Below are 18,695 nucleotides of genomic sequence, written 5' to 3' on the forward strand. Positions count from 1 at the left end.
TGCCATCTCATTAAGACCGTATTTTTTTCTTTGAATGCAAACATTTAAAACTTTACATTTGTGAACAAGACTAAACGATCACAAATGAATATTCCTTCAGAATTAAAGTACACAAAAGACCATGAATGGGTAAAGATAGATGGTGATATTGCCACTGTTGGCATCACTGATTTTGCGCAGGGCGAGTTAGGAGATATCGTATATGTAGAGGTTGAAACTGTTGACGAAACCTTGGAAAAGGAGGCTGTTTTTGGAACCGTTGAGGCCGTAAAGACAGTTTCTGACCTTTTTTTACCGCTCACTGGTGAAATTATTGAGTTCAATGAAAGCTTGGAAGATGAGCCGGAGAAGGTGAATACCGATCCTTATGGGGAAGGCTGGATGGTGAAAATTAAGATATCCAATCCTGGGGAGGTAGATGCCCTCCTGTCAGATGCCCAATACAAGGAAGTGGTGGGTGCTTAACAAAAACAGGTTTAAAATAGTATTCATAGGCTGGATGGTGTGCATTACATCGCTCAGCTTATTTTCTTTTAATGGGGTAACGGATATAGACCTTTCCTTCCCAAATACAGATAAGTTGGCACACTATTTCTTTCACTTGGGTATGGTGTTTTTTGGGGTCCTAGGTTTTATAGATACTTTTGAGAACAAGTCCGCACTCCAGAATAGCTTAATAAAGTGGCTAGTGTTTTCATTCCTTTACGGATTGGGTATTGAGTTTCTACAATTTTTAATGCCTTACGGCAGAATGGCCGATTTTTGGGATGTTATGGCCAATTTGGCGGGAGCGCTGACTGCGGTTTTACTCATTAAAAGATACCGTTTACGCATCAAGAAGATAAAATGACTCATTATAATTACCTATATTTCGAATTAATATTTAAATTAGCGAACATTAAAAAATAAGCAAATGGAACCAAAAAAGAATCCAAAAGCGGACGTAGGCAGAAATAGCGCACTTTATTTCGTTATAGGTCTTGCTATTGTTATGCTCCTAGTGTATACTGGTTTAGAGTGGAAAGACTATGAAGATGGTAACAATTATGATATCTCTTTAAATGTGGAGGACCAACTGGATGAGGAGGTACCAATGACAGAGCAGATAAAAACACCACCACCACCACCACCACCGGCAGCACCTGAGGTGATAGAGGTTGTGGAAGATGAGGAAGAAGTAGAGGAAACTGTGATAGAATCTACGGAAACCAGCCAAGAAGAAGAAGTAATGGAAGTTGAGGAAGTGGAAATGGAGGAAGTGGAAGAAGATATTTCAGTGCCATTTGCCGTAATTGAGGACGTTCCCGTTTTTCCAGGTTGCGAGGGTGCAAGTAATAAGAAAGCCTGTTTTCAGGAACAAATGCAAAAGCATATCCGCAAAAACTTTCGTTATCCCGAAATTGCCCAGGAAATGGGTGTGCAAGGTCGTGTAAGTGTGGTCTTTGTGATTCAAAAAGATGGAAGCATTGGTAATATTAGGATGCGTGGGCCAGACAAGAACTTAGAGGCAGAGGCTATGCGAATCATTAAAAAACTGCCTAAAATGACTCCCGGAAAACAGCGCGGAAGACCGGTTAAGGTGCCATTTAGTATTCCTATCAACTTCAAATTACAATAGGGAATTAGGAACTTTAGAACTTTTAATAGAAGCCTCGATGTACATCGGGGCTTTATTATTTTTTGGCACCGCTATAGGAGACCTTTATAAGGTTGGTGCAAAGGGCACTTTGTTTAAAATTAACTTAAAGAACTTCAATCCATTGCAAATAATGCCCTGCCAATGTATCTTTGCAAACTATTTAGATTTCATGAAATACGCAGCGGGTGCCGTAGAACATACCACATGGGAAATTAGGATTTCTGATTTAAAGGAGCTGACCAAAATGCGTCTTGCCCTTAGTGTGGTGTTTTCTTCCATAGCAGGTTATTTTCTTGGGGCCTATGAAATAGAGTTTACTTCCGTGCTACTTTTGGCCTTTGGCGGGTATTGTATGGTAGGGGCTTCAAACGCTTACAACCAGGTGATTGAGAAAGACCTGGATGCCCTAATGAAACGGACAAAAAACAGGCCTATTCCCGCAGGTAGGATGTCCGTGGGCTACGCCATGACCGTTGCCGTAAGCTTAACAGTGTTGGGTATCATAGCCCTGTATATGCTAAATCCTAAGACGGCCCTTTTTGGTGCCATCTCCATTTTTTTGTACACCAGTGTCTATACCCCACTAAAAACAAAGACGCCGTTGGCCGTTTTTGTGGGTGCGCTGCCCGGTGCCATACCTTTTATGTTGGGATGGGTAGCGGCAACCAATGATTTTGGGATAGAGCCCGGTACATTGTTTATGATTCAGTTTTTTTGGCAATTCCCCCACTTCTGGGCGTTGGGCTGGATGTTGGATGATGACTATAGAAAGGGAGGATTTAAAATGTTGCCAACCGGTAAAAAAGATGCAAGTACTGCTTTGCAGATCATACTATATACCATTTGGATGATCGTGATTTCTGTAATGCCCGCTTTTGGTATTACAGGTAGGTTGCAACTTTCTTTGGTCGCGGCCATTATAATAGGCTCAATGGGGCTGGGCATGCTAATTTTTGCCTTTAAGTTATATGAAAAAAGGGATAATAAGGCAGCACGGAAACTTATGTTGGCAAGTGTTACCTACATCACTTTTATGCAAATTGTTTTTGTGGCAGATAAGTTTATAGTTGCTGCCCTAAATCCGTAGGGCCATAGCTGGGTGTTAACCAGTGTTTTGTTATTGTTATTGAAAAAGAAAGAGAAAATGGATTTAACACAAGGAACGGCAAGGGAAAAAAATGACAGGGCCAAAAAAATGATGCTATGGTTTGGCATCGTAAGTCTTATCATGGGTTTCGCGGGTTGGACAAGTGCCTACATCGTGAGCAGTAAAAGAAAGGACTGGTTGGATAACATTGATCTTCCCCAGGCTTTTTTTATCAGTACTGCCATTATTATTACAAGCAGTATTACCTATTGGTTGGCCAAAAGAGCCATGAAACAGGGAAATCAAAAAATGACGGGTAACTGGCTTTTAGTAACCCTGGTATTGGGCATCACCTTCATTATCCTGCAGTTTGTTGGGTTTTCCCAGATGTTGGAAAGTGGCTACTACTTTACCGGGCCCACGAGCAACATTAAAATGTCCTATATTTTTTTAATTGCCTTTGTGCATATCGTACATGTGGTGGCTGGGCTTATTTCATTGATTACGGTGATTGTTCAGTTTTTTAGAAAAAAGTATAGTGCAGACAATATGTTGGGTCTGGAACTAGGGGCAACTTTTTGGCATTTTTTGGATTTTCTTTGGGTGTATTTAATATTGTTCATGCTTTTTGTAAGGTAAGGCGCACAACCATCTTTGGTAGGAAACTGAAGCTTCGTAGTTGCCTGTTTTCCCAGCACCGGTATACTATTTTTAAAAAATTTGGGTTTTCTAGAAAGATAGGCTTTTGCCAATAGGCCAAAAGATGTATTTTTGCTGCCAGTGTTGCACAATGTAGGTGCAGTATGCTTATAAAATAAAATCGGTCCGTGGAAAGGCCGGCAATACAAAACGACTAAACAACAGTGTATATGGACACAGCGGTAACTACCGAAAACGAAGGAAGTGTATGGGGGGGCGGTAACAGACCATTGGGCGCAAGCTACGGCAAGCTCATGATGTGGTTTTTTATTGTTTCTGATGCATTGACTTTCTCTGGATTCTTGGCAGCATACGGATTTTCCAGGTTTAAATTCATTGAAACATGGCCCATTGCCGATGAGGTATTTACCCACGTGCCATTTTTTCATGGCAATTATCCCATGATTTATGTGGCCTTCATGACGTTTATTTTGATTATGTCTTCCGTAACCATGGTACTTGCCGTGGATGCAGGACATAAGATGAAGCAGAACGCCGTAATCTGGTACATGTTCCTAACGATTATTGGCGGTGCCATTTTTGTAGGGTCCCAGGCTTGGGAATGGGCCACCTTTATCAAGGGAGATTTTGGTGCCTTGGAAACCAAAGGAGGTCGCATCTTACAATTTGTAAATGCAGAAACTGGTGAGCGGGCAGCCATAGATGAATTTGCCCTCAACTTAAACGAGGCTAGAATTGCTGATGCAAGGGATAAGGGTGTTTGGTTTACGGACAATGAAACCTTGACTACCTTTTCGTTGAATGAAGTGATAGAGGGTTTTAAGGCCAATCCCAACATTTTGATACGGACGGAAACGATAAATGAAAATGGCCACAAAACACTATTGACCAGAGAACAGTCCCTAGGACGTTTAAAAGATGCGGTAAGGGTTGTAGAAGGCGCCAATTTAATACGCAACGAATATGGTAGTAGATTATTTGCGGATTTCTTTTTCTTCATAACCGGTTTTCACGGTTTTCATGTATTCTCCGGAGTGGTCATTAATGCCATCATCTTTTTTAATGTGATTTTGGGTACCTACGAAAAAAGGGGACATTATGAAATGGTGGAAAAAGTAGGTCTTTACTGGCACTTTGTAGATTTGGTGTGGGTATTTGTTTTTACCTTCTTTTATTTGGTCTAACGCATTTTGGAATAAGCATAACATTGTAAGAGAGTCATATGGCACATGCACATAAATTAGAGATTTTTAGAGGACTGCTAAAGTTCAAATCAAACACCCAAAAAATTTGGGGGGTTCTGATTTTTTTATCCATAGTTACAGCAGTGGAAGTTGTGTTGGGAATCATAAAGCCAGAATTTATGTTAACCACTTCCTTTGCCGGAATGAAGTTGCTTAATTGGGTATTTATTATCCTTACCCTGGTCAAAGCCTATTATATTGCTTGGGATTTTATGCACCTAAGGGATGAGAAGGCCGCACTGCGCAGAACCATAGTTTGGACACCTATTTTCTTGGTATCCTATTTGGTATTTATTTTATTGTTTGAGGCCACGTATATCTATGACGTTTTTAAATCAGGCTTTTTGGCTTGGGATTTTTAAGAAAACCTTAAGCATTCAAGATAACCCTAAGGCAGCTATTTGGCTGCCTTTTTTTTAATTTTGTATTTCGTGTTGGAAGGTGCTTGATTATTCTTGAAACACGGGTAAACCAAGGCTGTTTTATAAGGCTATGAAAAAGAAGATTGTTCTTGTGATCCTGTTTGTTTTTCCGTTGGTGGCATACATGTTTTTTGCTTCTGGGGTAAACAATTTTGGAAAACTTCCCATTTTAACGGAAAATGTCACGGAGCTTGATGTGATTGACACAGATATTAGGCTTCAAGATAAGATAACCATCCTTGGTTTTTTGGGGCGGGATGTTGCCAATAAAAAGGGAAATGCCTTTAATCTAAACCAAAAAATTTATAAGCGGTTCCATGAGTTCGCAGATTTTCAGGTAGTGATGCTGGTGCTGGAGGAAGAGAAGGAGGCGGTAACAGAGTTAAAACAGGAGTTGAGCAATCTGGCGCCAATAGATAATTGGCAATTTGTATATACCACAAAAGAAGGTTTGCAAACCGTATTTAATGGTTTAAGAACCAACCTTACGTTGGATGGGACCTATGGCGTGCCAGAAATATTTATCATAGATAAAGACCGTAACCTACGGGGCAGGGATAATGACGAAGACCAAAAGACAGGCGTCAAATATGGATTTGATGCTACCTCGGTCGCAGACTTGAACAATAAAATGGAGGATGATGTAAAAATTATTCTCGCAGAGTATAGACTCGCCTTAAAAAAGAACAATGCCGACCGGAACTAAAACCAGTAAAAAATACACCTATGTCTGGATTTCTGCCATAGTGCTCATCTTTGGAGCCTTCGCGGTTTATGAAATAACGAAGCGGATAAAAAGTGGCGATGTGGTCAAGAACGATAGAATGGCTGGTGCCGCGACCATGGATAAGTTAAGTTTTATCACTAGTAATGGCAGGAAACGAAAAGTACCCAGTTTTGAATTTTTAAATCAGGATAGTGTTCTGGTCAGTAATGAAGACTATTTGGGTAAAGTTTATGTGGTAGATTTTTTCTTCACCACCTGTCCCACCATATGTCCAATCATGACCTCCAATTTAAAAGAGTTGGAAAACATGTTTTTGGAAGAGGAAGATTTTGGTATAGCCTCTTTTACCATTAACCCAAGATATGATACCCCTAGCGTGCTTACATCCTATGCGGAAAAATTTGGGGTAAGGGACACTGATTGGAATTTCTTAACAGGGGATAAAGAGGCCATATATAAATTATCAAGGGAAGGTTTTTATATCCTAGCCGCTGAAAACAAGGAGGCCCCTGGTGGTTTTGAACACTCTGGAATGTTTGCCCTAGTGGACAAAAACGGTTTCATACGTTCGAGATTGGATAAATTTGGAAACCCCATTATTTACTATCGGGGAACGGTTACGGAAAAACAAGGGGTGAACAAGGAAGGGGAAGTACAACAAATCACTATGCTCAAAGAAGATATTCAAAAATTACTATCGGAATAACATGGAAGTATCGGCATTACAGGAAAAGAGAATTAAAGTTTGGATAACCATCCTATCCATCGCCGTCCCTGCGGTGGTGGCCATACTGTTTGGATATAAGATTCCAAATGCAACACCACTCACCTTTTTGCCACCTATCTATGCCTTTACAAATGGGCTAACGGCGGTGTTGTTGGTTTTTGCGGTGGTGGCTATTAAAAATGGAAATAAAGGGCTGCACCAAAAGTTAATGACAAGCTGTATCGCGCTGTCAATCGCTTTTTTAGTTATGTACGTAGCCTACCATATGACATCTGATTCTACGCCTTTTGGTGGAGAGGGGTGGGTAAGAACACTTTATTTTGCCATCTTAATAAGCCATATCGTACTCTCCATAGCCATTATACCACTGGTTTTAATCACCTACAGTAAAACATATTTAAAGGATTTTGAGGCACACAAAAGATGGGCCAAGTATACTTTTCCTATATGGCTTTATGTAGCGGTGACCGGGGTTGTGGTCTATTTAATGATTTCCCCATATTATACACATTAAAAATAGGGTTAGGATGAAGAACTGGGTATGGGTAATAGTGCTGGTATTGTTCTGTTTGCCAGAGGTAATGGAAGCGCAATGTTCCATGTGCCGTGCCGCGCTGCAAAGTGAATCCGATACCAGTCAGGCAGAAGGAATCAATAATGGTATTGTATACCTCATGGCCATACCATACATTTTGGTGGGTGGTTTATTCTATATTATTTACCGCAAGCTTAAGGGATAAGCAAACTTGCCAAGCAAAAGCTCCTTGCCGGGTAACCTCCAATGTGCCGGAAAGGTGTAGAATATCAAAAAAAAATAAGTTTTTTTTAATTCTACTGTAACAAAACTGTTTTTTGATAGTCTTGTAAGTGCGCGTAAGCGTTTCATCAATCAAAAAGCCAATTCATGTTTGACATCGAAAGATGGCAAGAAATCTTTGATACCATCCGAAAGAACAAACTTAGGACGTTCTTGACAGGGGTTTCGGTAGCATCAGGAATTTTTATTTTAGTCATTCTACTGGGCTTTGGCCAAGGGATGCAAAACGGTATTGAGGCCGAGTTTAAGACAGATGCCGCCACAAGCATCTGGGTGTGGCCAAGGCGCACCACCATGGAATACAAAGGTCTAAACCCTGGCAGGCGCATCCAGCTCAGGAATAAGGATTATGAGGTTATTGCCAATGACCTAGGGGTAGATTATCAAAAAGCGTCCATCCTTTACTTTCCCAATAACATCCGTATTCTCTATAATAATGATGTCATTACATATGAGTTGGCCGGAACTACCCCTGATTTGCAGACTATTGAAAATGAGTACCTCTCAGAGGGCAGGTATGTCAATCAAACGGACATGGATACCAAGGCCAAGGTGGCCGTCATCAGTAACAAAATAAAACGGGAGGTTTTTCAAGATTTGGATTCGCCATTGGGGGAGTACCTGAACATTTCCGGGGTTGGATTTAAAATAGTTGGGGTGTTTGGGGAAGTAGGCGAGGACGAGGATGAGGAAGAACGGATTTTTATTCCGTTGACCACGGCGCAGCTGGTATTCAACGGAGGAGATAAAATAAATAACCTGAATTATATGCTGCCGGAAAAAGCCACCATTGAGGAGACTGTGGCCTCTTCGGAAGCCTTTGTCAAGGACATTAAAAAATACCTTCATGAGGAGCACGGGGTGGCTCCCGAAGATGAAAGGGCCATCAGGGTCTGGAACCCCATAGAAGAGGCCAAACGCTACTATGCCCTAACAGGGAACATTAAGTTCTTCTTTTGGTTCGTAGGTATCTGTACCATAATTGCAGGTGTGGTCGGGGTCAGCAATATCATGATGATTGTGGTAAAGGAACGCACCCGTGAGATAGGGATTAGAAAAGCCTTGGGCGCCAAGCCTTGGGGCATTATCAGTATGATATTACATGAGGCTATTTTTGTGACCGCAATATCCGGTTTTACCGGCTTAATTCTCAGTATGGGCCTATTGGAACTTATTGGGCCAAATATTGAAATTGACTATGTCCTTAATCCATCAGTGAATTTTCAGGTGGCTTTTACCACGGTAATCGTTTTGATTGTTGCGGGTACCATTGCAGGATTTTTTCCCGCTTGGAGGGCCGTACGGGTACATACCATAGACGCGCTGAGAGACGAATAATTAAAAAACAGCACATGTTCAACAGGGATCGTTGGAAAGAAATACTGGAGGTGCTTACCAAAAATTGGTTTCGCACCCTGTTGACCGCATTTGGGGTGTTCTGGGGAATACTGATTCTTATCATCCTATTATCCGCCGGGAAGGGGCTAGAGAATGGTATAAAACAGGATTTTAGCGGGGTGGCCACCAATACCATGTTTATGTGGACCCAGACAACCACCATGGCATACCAAGGACTTCCAGAAGGTAGAAATTTTAATTTTAAACTGGGTGATGTTGGCCTCATCAAAGACAATGTGCCCAATCTTAGGATTGTCTCTCCAAGAAATGGGTTACGCAACCAGCAGGGCGTGGATAATGTATTCTATAAAAATGAAAGTGGCTCTTACCGTGTATTTGGGGATTATCCGGAAATTATTTTTCAAAATTCCATGTATGTCAACCATGGCAGGTTTTTAAACTATGACGACATTAAAGAACGTAGAAAAGTCATTGTCATTGGGGATGGGATTCGTAAAGATCTATACAAAGAAACGGAAGAGGTGTTGGGTACCTATCTCAAGATTCAAGGCGTAAATTTTATGGTGGTGGGTACGTATAAGGAAAAATCCAGCAATGGTAATGGGGAAAATGCGGAACGGCAGATTTATATTCCATTTACCACCTTTTCACAAGCCTTTAACCGGGCAGATAATGTAGGTTGGATGGCCATTACGGCCAAAGATGGTTTTTCCATATCACAGCTGCTGCCCAAGGTGGTAAGTACCGTTAAGGAAAGTAGAAAGGTAAACCCCAAGGATGAGCGTGCCATTGGTTATTTTGATCTGTACGAACAGTTCAACAGGGTAGAAAGCCTCTTTGCCGCCATGCGATGGATTGCCATTATCGTGGGTACCCTAGTGTTGATCTCAGGAGTTATTGGCGTGAGCAATATCATGCTGATCGTAGTTAAGGAGCGTACCAAGGAAATAGGAATTAGAAGGGCATTGGGAGAGGACCCTTGGTCCATAAAAAAGCAAATCTTAATGGAGTCCATTTTTCTTACGATTATCTCTGGGATGACGGGAATCATCTTTGGTGCCTTGTTCATTTATGGGATGAACGCCCTATTGGACAGCATTGGCCCAGTGGATATGTTTTTAAACCCAAGTGTTAGTGTAGGGGTGGTACTCATGGCGTTGGCCGTTTTAATCATATCTGGCCTTTTTGCAGGTTTTATCCCCGCACAAAGTGCCATTAAAGTAAAACCAATTGATGCCCTAAGAACCGAATAAAAATCAATCAATAAATCAAATCAAACCAATGAAAAAATCAGTAACGGTCATTATTCTTTTGCTTATTGTGGTGGCTTTTAGTGCCGCTATGTACTATTTGTACCAAAAAAACGCGGAAGACCCAGTGGTCTATGAAACAGAGCAGGCAGAAACAAGGACCATCATTAAAAAAACGGTGGCCACGGGTAGTATCCTTCCCTTGGAAGAGGTTTTGATCAAACCCAATATTTCCGGTGTAATTGAGGAGGTCTACGTAGAAGGTGGTGATTACGTTAAAACAGGGGATTTACTGGCCAAAATTAAGGTAGTGCCCAACTTAAATGCCTTAAACGATGCCAGAAATGCCATTAACGAGGCCAAGATTACCTTGGATAATGAAAAGCGTAATTATGATAGGCAATTGTCCGTATTTGAAAAAGGGGTGATTTCACGGGCAGATTTGGAACGGGCGCAAGTGGCCTATGATCAGGCCAGGCAAGCGTACCGTGCGGCGAATAAACGATTTGATATCGTTAACACAGGTACCACAAGCGGATTTAAAAATGCGGCGAATACCCAAATACGTTCCACCGTGAGTGGTATGGTATTGGAAGTTCCCGTAGAAGTGGGGAACCAGGTCATAGAAAGCAATAATTTTAATGAGGGTACCACCATTGCGGCTATCGCAGATGTGGAGAAAATGATTTTTGAAGGTAAGGTAGACGAGTCCGAAGTAGGCAAAATAAAGGAAGACCTGCCTTTGGAGATTACTGTAGGGGCCATTGAAGACCAGGTTTTTGATGCTGTTCTAGATTACATCGCCCCAAAGGGCAAAGAAGAAAATGGTGCCATACAGTTTGAAATAAAGGCGACCTTAAACAAGCAGGATACCACCTTTATAAGGGCTGGGCTAAGTGCCAATGCATCCATTATCCTGGCTCGTGCAGATAGTGTTCTGGCCATTAAGGAAGCTCTGGTACAATTTGATGAAGAAACCAAAGCCCCGTTCGTAGAACTCCGTATTGGGGAACAGGAATTTGAACGAAAAGAGGTGGTACTTGGGATTACGGATGGGATATGGGTAGAGGTAAAATCTGGCGTTGCCAAAGCCGATAAAATAAAGGTGTGGAACGCCATTGAAGAGGATGAAGAGTAATTTTTAACATAACTTTTAAAACATTCTTGTAACAAATAAACACCTTGCGAGTCATATCAACGGATGTCAATTAGAAAGCTAACAAACCAATCATGATTGAAATCAAAGACCTTCATAAATCCTATAAAATGGGAAGCAATTCCCTCCATGTCCTTAAAGGCATTAATTTCTCCTGTGAAGCGGGAGAGCTTGTGGCCATCATGGGCTCCTCCGGTTCTGGGAAATCTACACTTTTGAATATTTTAGGGATGTTGGACGAGGCCGATTCTGGCTCATATACCCTAGACGGTGTACCCATTAAAAACCTTAGTGAGACCAAGGCAGCACAGTACAGAAACAAGTTTTTGGGCTTTGTGTTCCAATCCTTCAATCTAATCAATTATAAGAGTGCGCTGGAGAACGTTGCCCTTCCACTATACTACCAAAAAGTGGCCCGCAAGGAGCGCCAAGAAAAGTCCTTGCAATATCTGGAGCGCGTAGGCTTAAAAGAATGGGCAACCCACCTCCCCAGTGAACTCTCCGGGGGGCAAAAACAGCGGGTGGCCATTGCTAGGGCCATGGCTGCAGAGCCTAAGGTGTTGTTGGCCGATGAGCCAACAGGCGCCCTGGACAGTAAAACCTCTTACGAGGTGATGGACCTGATACAAAAGATTAATGACGAGGGAAATACCATTTTGGTGGTGACCCACGAACCTGACATTGCAGAAATGTGCAAAAGGGTCATCCATTTAAAGGATGGGGTTATCGTAGAAGATAAGCAAGTGGAACAAGTAAGGGCGGCGCAGTATGTTCAGTAGGGATACCTGGAAGGAAATATTTGAGACCATACAGAAGAATAAATTGCGTACGTTCTTAACGGGTTTTACCGTAGCCGTGGGTATTTTTATTTTTGTCACCCTTTTTGGAATGGGCAATGGGCTCAATAACACCTTTATGGAGTTCTTTGGTAACGATGCCACCAATATTTTCAGAATCTACCCTTCCCAGACCACCATCCCCTATGGAGGCTTTAAGGCTAAAAGACAGATCGAGTTCAAGAATGAGGATATTGATGAGATTGTAAAGGAATTTGCTCCTTTGATAGACTATACTACCCCGCAAATCCAAAGAAATGCCACGGTGACATACGGGGAGGAATCGGATAATTACAACACTAGGGGAGTTGCCCCAGGTATGCAGTTTGCCGAGAAAAATATCTTGATGAGAGGGCGCTTCATCAACACAAACGATTTAAAAGAACGAGCCAAGTTCGCCGTGATTGGCCGTATGGTCCAAAGAGACCTATTTAAAGGGGAAAACCCTATTGGTGAATACATTGATATTGGTGGTAGCGCATTTAAGGTCATTGGCGTATTTCAAGATGATGGAGGAGATAATGAGGAGCGATACATTTATATCCCGTACACCACCCGCCAGCTCATAGAGGGTAATAATGACAAAATAGACCAAATCACCTTGGCGTTCAAGGAATCTATTGGGTATAGTGGTGCCATGAGGTTTCAAGGGAAACTGGATGCCTTTATCAGACAGCAAAAAATTATTAGTCCAAAAGACCCACGCGGTATCTTTATTGAAAATGTTGCGGACAACCTTAAGAGAAACCAGCAGTTTGCCAATGTGTTAAAAATTATTATTTCGGGCATTGCCTTTGCGGTTATTATCTCCGGTATCATTGGAATTAGTAATATTATGGTGTTTGTAGTAAAGGAACGGACCAAGGAAATTGGTATCAGAAAAGCAATGGGGGCAACACCGGGTATTATTACGAGAACTATTCTTTTAGAGTCCGTATTTATCACCACATTGTTTGGATTTGTAGGTATGATCGCAGGTATCATAGTGCTTAATTTTATTCGTGGGGATGAATTAAAGGATAACTATTTTATTACGGACCCGGCCATTAATTCTGGAACGGCAATTTTTGTGACCATTCTACTTATTATCTGTGGAACCATTGCCGCCTATATTCCCGCACGTAGGGCGGCGCGGATTAAACCTATTGTAGCTTTAAGAGACGAATAAGGATGAGACAATTATTTGATAAAGATACTTGGATAGAGATTTTTCAGTCCATTTCAAAGAACAAACTACGGACGTTTTTGACAATGATCGGGGTTTTTGTGGGTATCTACATTTATATTGGTCTGGCCGGTGCCTCTAAAGGTTTGGATAACGGTTTTGAAAAAGAATTTGAGTCCGTGGCAAGAAATAGCATGTTTGTTTTTGCCCAAAGGACCAGTATGCCCTATGCAGGATTTAAAACCGGAAGACGGGTACAGTTAAAGATACAAGACGTGGACGAGTTAAGAAGACGGGTGCCAGAAATTATGGCTATTGCACCGAGAAACGTCCGTGGGGTTTTTGGGTCCAGTCCCGGGGTGATCAAAAGAGGAACCAAAATTGGAAACTACTCTGTTTTTGGGGATTATCCGGAATTTACTAAAATAGCCACTAAAAAGATTTACCGAGGCGGAAGATTTATCAATGACGAGGATATAGAGCAGCAACGCAAGGTTGCCGTTATTGGGGAGCGCACCCAAAAAGAACTATTTAACGAAGATGAAAGTCCCATAGGTGGGTACATAAACATTGATGGCATTAACTTTCAGGTGGTTGGGGTACATAAATTTACCGGCGGCGGCCCCTTTGATAATGATAGTGATATTTTTATTCCTTTTACCACCTATAAAAAACTCTATAATACCGGGGATAATGTAGCTTGGTTTACCATTGCTGCGTTTGATGATGCCGATGTGGTTAAGGTAGAACAAGATATTAAAGCAGCACTTAAAAGAATCCATAAAATAGACCCCGCTGATGAGCGGGGTATAGGGGCCTTTAACCTTGGAGCCATCTTTAAACGTATTTTTGGTTTCGCCAATGGTCTTACATTTTTATCCCTAATCGTTGGTATTGCCACGATTTTGGCTGGGGTAATCGGCATCGGTAATATCCTTTTGATTTCAGTTAAAGAAAGAACCAAAGAACTTGGGGTAAGGCGTGCGCTTGGGGCAACTCCGGCAGAAGTAAGAAATCAAATCATCATTGAAGCCCTGTTTCTTACCCTTCTTGCTGGTATCATAGGGATTATTTTTGGAGCCCTTACCTTAAAAGGTATCGATGCTTTTACATCTGGCGGGGACTTTCCATATGCCAATCCTACGGTACCCATACCTTATGTTATCGGCTCTTTGTTGTTGATGACTATTCTGGGCGTCCTTATTGGATTGATACCTGCGCAACGGGCAGTAAGTATAAAACCAATTGATGCATTAAGAGAAGAATAATAAAACCAATTATATACAACTAAATTATCTTGAAATGAAAAAAATTTTAAAATGGGTTGGACTTGGAGTTTTAATCATAGGTATACTCTGGGCAGCGGTCTTTTTTATGAAATCCAATAGTAAGGCCACTACGGAGTACGATACCTACAATCCTTTTATTTCCAGCATTGAAGTAAAATCAGTGGCCACCGGCAAGGTAATCCCCGAAGATGAAGTTGCCATAAAACCCCAGATTACCGGAATTATAGATAAAATCTATGTAGAGGAGGGGACCGCTATAAAAGCTGGAGACTTGATCGCGGTAATAAAAGTAGTGCCTAACGAACAGGCGCTGTATCAAGCCAGGGGTCGTGTCCGCAATGCGGAGTTGGCATTGAACAATGCTAAGATTGAATTTGATAGAAATAAGAATCTCTATGATAGGGGAGTGGTATCAAACCAAGAATTTATCAATCAAAAATTAAGGTTTGAGCAAGCAGAGCAAGAATTGCGCAATGCAAACGCGGACTATCAAATTATCCGTAAAGGTTCTATCGGTGGTTCTTCTGCGGCCAATACGGACATCAGGGCAACCGTTTCCGGAACCATTCTTGAAATTCCCGTAAAGGAAGGAGACCAGGTCATACAGAGCAACAACTTTAACGATGGTACCACCATTGCATCCATCGCGGATTTAAGTAAAATGATTTTTGAAGGAAAAGTGGATGAGGGCGAAGTTGCCAAGTTAAAAGTGGGCATGCCTTTGGAAATTAGTCTTGGTGCTGTAGAAGACAAAACCTTTGATGCCAAATTAAAGTTCATTGCCCCCAAAGGGGTTGAAGAATCGGGAGCGGTACAATTTAAAATTGAAGGGGATGTCACCGTTGAGGAAGATGTCTTTATTAGAGCGGGATACAGCGCAAATGCTTCCTTAGTTTTAGAGAGAAAAGACAGCATCTTGGTCATTCAAGAAGCACTATTACAATTTGATAGGGAGACCAATAAACCTTATGTTGAGGTGGCCATTGGCGATCAAAAATTTGAGCGCCGGGATATTGAAATAGGTATTTCTGATGGGGTAAACGTAGAAGTGGTATCGGGATTGGAAGAGGCAGATGAAGTAAAGGAATGGAACAAAACAGAACCCATTAAAAAAGGACTTGAGGAAGAAGGTGAAGAGAGCGAAGAAGAAACGACCGAAGAGTAATCAATCAAAGAACAAAATCAAAAAACGAATGAAACTTAAAGTAACTTTTGCCATACTCTTTTGTGCGGCGTTCATCACGCAGGCACAGATGAAGAAATGGACCTTGGAAGAATGCGTGAACTACGCTGTAGAGAATAACCTGACCATTGAGCAGTTTGAGCTGAATTTGGAGAACGTACAAATAGATGAGGTGGACGCCTGGGGCAACTTTATTCCAAATTTAACGGCAAATACCGTAGCCAGTGAGCGCTCCGGTTTGGTGACCAACCCAAATACCAATATTATTGAGCCAGGTCAGATTTTTTCTACTTCGGCAGGCATCAATTCCGGGATTACGCTCTTTGATGGTTTGCGCAATATATACCAGTTGCAACGCGCTAAATTAAATGCCATTGCCACGCAATATGGTCTGGAAGATTTAAAGGATGATATCCGTTTAAATGTGGCAGAGGCCTATTTGCAAGTATTGTCCAATAAGGAAGCCCTAAAGGTGGCCCAAGCACAATACCAGGTAACGGAGCAAGATTTAAAAAGAACCAAGGAACTGGTGGAATCCGGGGTTTTACCAAGGGGTGATCTATTGGATATTGAAGCCACGGCCGCTACCCAAGAACAGCAAATAGTCAATGGGGAGGCCCAGGTATTAATTGCCAAGGTAAACCTTGCCCAACTTTTACAAATAACCGATTATCAAAATTTTGATGTAGCGGATGAGTCCTATGAAGTACCGCCTTCTGAAATTATGGCAACCTCACCAGAAACCATATTTGCAAAGGCCTTGACCTTTAGAAACGATATTAAGCTTTCTGAGGCCAATATAGACATAGCCAATAAAGATCTGCAAATTGCAAAGGGGGCAAGGTACCCCACCTTAAATGCCTTTTTTAATTACAATACGTTTTATACCAACCAATTTAGGACAATACCTGATGGTATGGGCGGTTTTATCCCATTTAGGGCAGATTTTATAGACCAGTTATGGCTTAATGACGGTATCTCCTATGGGTTTCAATTAAACGTTCCTATTTTTAACGGTTTCTCTACGGAGAATTCCATTAAGCGGTCTAAAATAGATGTTAAGCGTGCGGAGCTGCAATTGGAGCAGACCAAATTGGAGTTGGAAAATACCATACAGCAAGCGCATGTAAACGTGGCCACTTTTGGAAAGGCCTATGAAGCGGCGCAAAAAACATTGGACGCCAGGAAACTGGCATATGATTATGCCAAAGAGCGTTATGAGGCCGGTTTGTTGAACTCGTTCGATTTTGGCCAGGCACAGGCCCGTGTTGATAATGCGGAGGCAAGTGTGATTAGGTCTAAATACGATTACATTTTTAGGCTAAAAATATTGGAGTTTTTCTATGGCGTTCCACTTTCCTTGGAATAGCATATAAAAATCTTAAAAGTAAGACCGTCAAAAAAAGCCGTAGTTTTGACGGTCTTTTTTGTAGGCAAATCTTAAGGGTATAAAAAGGGCTAAATCCGTTGTAAAATGGCAGTAATACTCAATCTGGAAACCGCAACCACCAATTGCTCCGTTAGCATCGCCATCAATGGTAGCACCATTGCGTTGAAGGAGGAGAACACCCCTAACTATTCCCATTCGGAACAATTGCATCTGTTCATCCAAAAGGCCGTGGCAGAGGCAGGGATAACAATGGAATCCCTAGATGCCATTGCAGTAAGCAAGGGCCCTGGCTCTTACACAGGATTGCGGATTGGTGTCTCTGCTGCAAAGGGATTATGCTTTGCCTTGGAAAAGCCACTGATTTCCGTACCAACCTTACAGAGTATGGCACTCCAGATACAGGCAGCCAATAACGAGTTGATTATCCCAGTCTTGGACGCCAGAAGGATGGAGGTATATTCTTGTGTGTTTGGCAGTAACCACAAAGAAATCCAAGAGACCAAGGCAGAGGTTGTTACCACTACGTCCTTTGCGGATTGGGACAACTATGACCGTATCCATCTGGTGGGCAGTGGTGCGGGAAAGTGCAAAGCACTGCTTACAGATGAGCGATTTGTTTTTTGGGAAAAAGTAGTTCCAAGTGCCAAGGAGATGGCAACATTATCCTTTGGCAAATATCAACAACAAGAATTTGAGGACGTAGCCTATTTTGAGCCTTTTTATTTAAAGGATTTTGTGATGCAACGCAAAAAGGCCTAGGCCTTTTCGGGCTGGTGTAGCACGCGCTGGGGAAAGGGAATTTCAATTCCTGCCCCGTCAAACCTTTTTTTGGTTTCTTCCACGACATAAAAATGTGCCGCCCAGAAATCTTCGTTTTTTGCCCAAAACCGTAAGGTAAGGTTTACGGAACTATCTGCCAGCTCGCCAACATACACCTCGGGCATGGGGTCTTTTAAAATGGTGTCCCTATCTGCACAAATGGCCAACAAGATATCTTTTGCCTTTTTGATATTGGAGCCATACCCAATGCCAATATCAAACTTGTCCCTTCTGGTATTTTCTGCATTGTAGTTGATGACATTACCGTTGGACAACTGCCCATTGGGAATAATGGCCAGTTGATTGCCAAAGGTGTTCAGTTTGGTGTTAAAGATGGAAATTTCCTTGACCGTGCCATCCACTCCTTGGGCCGAAATAAAATCACCTACCTTAAAAGGTTTAAACAACAAAATTAAGACGCCACCTGCAAAATTGGCCAAAGAACCCTGTAAGGCCAATCCTATGGCCAGGCCAGCGGCTCCTATCATGGCCACCAAGGAAGAGGTCTTTACCCCTAATTGGGTGACCACCAAAACAAATAAAATGACCTTTAGGGCAATCCGGATAAAACTTTGGAGAAAGGTTTCCAAGGTTGGGTCGTAATCCTTTCGCTCAAAAAACTTTCTTACCATTCGGTTTAAAAACTTTATGATCCAAAGACCTACTATCAACAAGATAATGGCCAAGGCAAGATTGGGTAGTAACTTCCATATCCAGTCAATGGCTTTGTCTACATGTGCTTGTAAATCGGCTATCTGTTCCATGTGTTTTAAGGTTATTTAAATTGCTAATTAAGTGGTAAAAAAATCTGTTTAGGCCGTAGCCCCTAGGGTGTTGTTGAAAATGGTAATGCCACAACTTCTGGGACGGCAAAAACCTACCGTATTAACATAAAAAATCTAATGGAAATGTCAAGTTATGACTC

At 41.9% G+C, this 18,695-nt stretch carries 21 protein-coding genes; 20 read left to right on the plus strand and 1 reads right to left on the minus strand.

Features of this window, described 5'->3' with window-relative positions; genetic code table 11:
• The first annotated feature begins 84 nt into the window (after positions 1-84).
• The 20 genes from gcvH (at position 85) to tsaB (ending at position 17,710) form a co-directional block, all read left to right on the plus strand.
• On the plus strand, positions 85-465 hold the full coding sequence (gene gcvH, locus I595_RS11930; RefSeq protein WP_054559658.1) for a glycine cleavage system protein GcvH: 381 nt from the start codon (positions 85-87) through the stop codon (positions 463-465).
• On the plus strand, positions 434-850 hold the full coding sequence (locus I595_RS11935) for a VanZ family protein (protein WP_172675945.1): 417 nt from the start codon (positions 434-436) through the stop codon (positions 848-850). The genes gcvH and I595_RS11935 overlap by 32 nt, the downstream gene beginning before the upstream one ends.
• A 63-nt stretch (positions 851-913) precedes the next feature.
• On the plus strand, positions 914-1,618 hold the full coding sequence (locus I595_RS11940; RefSeq protein WP_054559660.1) for an energy transducer TonB: 705 nt from the start codon (positions 914-916) through the stop codon (positions 1,616-1,618).
• Positions 1,619-1,808: 190 nt separating this feature from the next.
• Positions 1,809-2,726, plus strand: a complete 918-nt coding sequence (cyoE, locus tag I595_RS11945) for a heme o synthase (protein ID WP_054559806.1) — start codon at positions 1,809-1,811, stop codon at positions 2,724-2,726.
• Positions 2,727-2,783: 57 nt separating this feature from the next.
• Positions 2,784-3,365 (plus strand): cytochrome c oxidase subunit 3, encoded by a 582-nt coding sequence (locus I595_RS11950; protein ID WP_054559661.1) that lies wholly within the window; start codon positions 2,784-2,786, stop codon positions 3,363-3,365.
• Positions 3,366-3,595: 230 nt separating this feature from the next.
• On the plus strand, positions 3,596-4,570 hold the full coding sequence (locus I595_RS11955; protein ID WP_054559662.1) for a cytochrome c oxidase subunit 3: 975 nt from the start codon (positions 3,596-3,598) through the stop codon (positions 4,568-4,570).
• Positions 4,571-4,608: 38 nt separating this feature from the next.
• Complete coding sequence (locus I595_RS11960) at positions 4,609-4,992, plus strand: cytochrome C oxidase subunit IV family protein (protein WP_054559663.1); 384 nt, start codon at positions 4,609-4,611, stop codon at positions 4,990-4,992.
• Positions 4,993-5,122: 130 nt separating this feature from the next.
• Positions 5,123-5,758, plus strand: coding sequence for a hypothetical protein (locus tag I595_RS11965; protein WP_054559664.1), 636 nt, complete (start codon positions 5,123-5,125; stop codon positions 5,756-5,758).
• Complete coding sequence (locus tag I595_RS11970; RefSeq protein ID WP_054559665.1) at positions 5,742-6,485, plus strand: SCO family protein; 744 nt, start codon at positions 5,742-5,744, stop codon at positions 6,483-6,485. Before I595_RS11965 ends, I595_RS11970 begins: the two co-directional genes overlap by 17 nt.
• A gap of 1 nt (position 6,486) precedes the next feature.
• Entirely contained in the window at positions 6,487-7,020 is a 534-nt protein-coding gene (locus tag I595_RS11975) for a DUF420 domain-containing protein (protein ID WP_054559666.1), read from the plus strand.
• A 13-nt stretch (positions 7,021-7,033) separates the two neighbouring features.
• Positions 7,034-7,246, plus strand: a complete 213-nt coding sequence (locus tag I595_RS11980) for a hypothetical protein (protein ID WP_054559667.1) — start codon at positions 7,034-7,036, stop codon at positions 7,244-7,246.
• Between the two features lie 164 nt (positions 7,247-7,410).
• The gene (locus I595_RS11985) at positions 7,411-8,661 is read left to right on the plus strand and encodes an ABC transporter permease (RefSeq protein ID WP_054559668.1); all 1,251 of its coding nucleotides are present in this window, start codon (positions 7,411-7,413) and stop codon (positions 8,659-8,661) included.
• A gap of 14 nt (positions 8,662-8,675) precedes the next feature.
• Complete coding sequence (locus tag I595_RS11990; RefSeq protein WP_054559669.1) at positions 8,676-9,935, plus strand: ABC transporter permease; 1,260 nt, start codon at positions 8,676-8,678, stop codon at positions 9,933-9,935.
• Positions 9,936-9,963: 28 nt separating this feature from the next.
• A complete protein-coding gene (locus I595_RS11995; RefSeq protein WP_054559670.1) occupies positions 9,964-11,070 on the plus strand; it encodes an efflux RND transporter periplasmic adaptor subunit in 1,107 nt (368 codons plus the stop codon).
• A gap of 92 nt (positions 11,071-11,162) precedes the next feature.
• Positions 11,163-11,867 carry an ABC transporter ATP-binding protein gene (locus I595_RS12000; protein ID WP_054559671.1) on the plus strand — a complete coding sequence of 235 codons (705 nt, stop codon included), beginning with the start codon at positions 11,163-11,165 and terminating at the stop codon, positions 11,865-11,867.
• Positions 11,857-13,092, plus strand: coding sequence for an ABC transporter permease (locus I595_RS12005; RefSeq protein ID WP_054559672.1), 1,236 nt, complete (start codon positions 11,857-11,859; stop codon positions 13,090-13,092). Before I595_RS12000 ends, I595_RS12005 begins: the two co-directional genes overlap by 11 nt.
• A 2-nt stretch (positions 13,093-13,094) precedes the next feature.
• Entirely contained in the window at positions 13,095-14,357 is a 1,263-nt protein-coding gene (locus tag I595_RS12010) for an ABC transporter permease (protein WP_054559673.1), read from the plus strand.
• A 34-nt stretch (positions 14,358-14,391) separates the two neighbouring features.
• Positions 14,392-15,543, plus strand: a complete 1,152-nt coding sequence (locus I595_RS12015; RefSeq protein WP_054559674.1) for an efflux RND transporter periplasmic adaptor subunit — start codon at positions 14,392-14,394, stop codon at positions 15,541-15,543.
• Positions 15,544-15,571: 28 nt separating this feature from the next.
• Positions 15,572-16,930: a TolC family protein gene (locus I595_RS12020; protein WP_054559675.1), complete on the plus strand. Its 1,359-nt coding sequence runs from the start codon at positions 15,572-15,574 to the stop codon at positions 16,928-16,930.
• A 105-nt stretch (positions 16,931-17,035) separates the two neighbouring features.
• Positions 17,036-17,710, plus strand: coding sequence for a tRNA (adenosine(37)-N6)-threonylcarbamoyltransferase complex dimerization subunit type 1 TsaB (gene tsaB, locus I595_RS12025; protein ID WP_054559676.1), 675 nt, complete (start codon positions 17,036-17,038; stop codon positions 17,708-17,710).
• On the opposite strand, the gene I595_RS12030 is transcribed toward tsaB, so the two are convergent.
• The gene (locus I595_RS12030) at positions 17,707-18,534 is read right to left on the minus strand and encodes a mechanosensitive ion channel family protein (protein WP_054559677.1); all 828 of its coding nucleotides are present in this window, start codon (positions 18,532-18,534) and stop codon (positions 17,707-17,709) included. The genes tsaB and I595_RS12030 overlap by 4 nt on opposite strands.
• Positions 18,535-18,695 lie beyond the last annotated feature (161 nt).

The organism is Croceitalea dokdonensis DOKDO 023, assembly GCF_001306415.1.
GTDB classification, from domain to species: Bacteria; Bacteroidota; Bacteroidia; order Flavobacteriales; family Flavobacteriaceae; genus Croceitalea; species Croceitalea dokdonensis.

Coding starts and splice junctions, on each gene's coding strand:
- I595_RS12000 (WP_054559671.1), top strand. CDS start 11,163: ATGATTGAAATCAAAGACCTTCATAAATCCTATAAAATGGGAAGCAAT.
- I595_RS11955 (WP_054559662.1), top strand. CDS start 3,596: ATGGACACAGCGGTAACTACCGAAAACGAAGGAAGTGTATGGGGGGGC.
- I595_RS11960 (WP_054559663.1), top strand. CDS start 4,609: ATGGCACATGCACATAAATTAGAGATTTTTAGAGGACTGCTAAAGTTC.
- I595_RS12010 (WP_054559673.1), top strand. CDS start 13,095: ATGAGACAATTATTTGATAAAGATACTTGGATAGAGATTTTTCAGTCC.
- I595_RS12015 (WP_054559674.1), top strand. CDS start 14,392: ATGAAAAAAATTTTAAAATGGGTTGGACTTGGAGTTTTAATCATAGGT.
- I595_RS11975 (WP_054559666.1), top strand. CDS start 6,487: ATGGAAGTATCGGCATTACAGGAAAAGAGAATTAAAGTTTGGATAACC.
- I595_RS11970 (WP_054559665.1), top strand. CDS start 5,742: ATGCCGACCGGAACTAAAACCAGTAAAAAATACACCTATGTCTGGATT.
- I595_RS11980 (WP_054559667.1), top strand. CDS start 7,034: ATGAAGAACTGGGTATGGGTAATAGTGCTGGTATTGTTCTGTTTGCCA.
- I595_RS11940 (WP_054559660.1), top strand. CDS start 914: ATGGAACCAAAAAAGAATCCAAAAGCGGACGTAGGCAGAAATAGCGCA.
- cyoE (WP_054559806.1), top strand. CDS start 1,809: ATGAAATACGCAGCGGGTGCCGTAGAACATACCACATGGGAAATTAGG.
- I595_RS11950 (WP_054559661.1), top strand. CDS start 2,784: ATGGATTTAACACAAGGAACGGCAAGGGAAAAAAATGACAGGGCCAAA.
- I595_RS11995 (WP_054559670.1), top strand. CDS start 9,964: ATGAAAAAATCAGTAACGGTCATTATTCTTTTGCTTATTGTGGTGGCT.
- I595_RS11985 (WP_054559668.1), top strand. CDS start 7,411: ATGTTTGACATCGAAAGATGGCAAGAAATCTTTGATACCATCCGAAAG.
- I595_RS12020 (WP_054559675.1), top strand. CDS start 15,572: ATGAAACTTAAAGTAACTTTTGCCATACTCTTTTGTGCGGCGTTCATC.
- I595_RS12030 (WP_054559677.1), bottom strand. CDS start 18,534: ATGGAACAGATAGCCGATTTACAAGCACATGTAGACAAAGCCATTGAC.
- I595_RS11990 (WP_054559669.1), top strand. CDS start 8,676: ATGTTCAACAGGGATCGTTGGAAAGAAATACTGGAGGTGCTTACCAAA.
- I595_RS11935 (WP_172675945.1), top strand. CDS start 434: ATGCCCAATACAAGGAAGTGGTGGGTGCTTAACAAAAACAGGTTTAAA.
- I595_RS12005 (WP_054559672.1), top strand. CDS start 11,857: ATGTTCAGTAGGGATACCTGGAAGGAAATATTTGAGACCATACAGAAG.
- tsaB (WP_054559676.1), top strand. CDS start 17,036: ATGGCAGTAATACTCAATCTGGAAACCGCAACCACCAATTGCTCCGTT.
- I595_RS11965 (WP_054559664.1), top strand. CDS start 5,123: ATGAAAAAGAAGATTGTTCTTGTGATCCTGTTTGTTTTTCCGTTGGTG.
- gcvH (WP_054559658.1), top strand. CDS start 85: ATGAATATTCCTTCAGAATTAAAGTACACAAAAGACCATGAATGGGTA.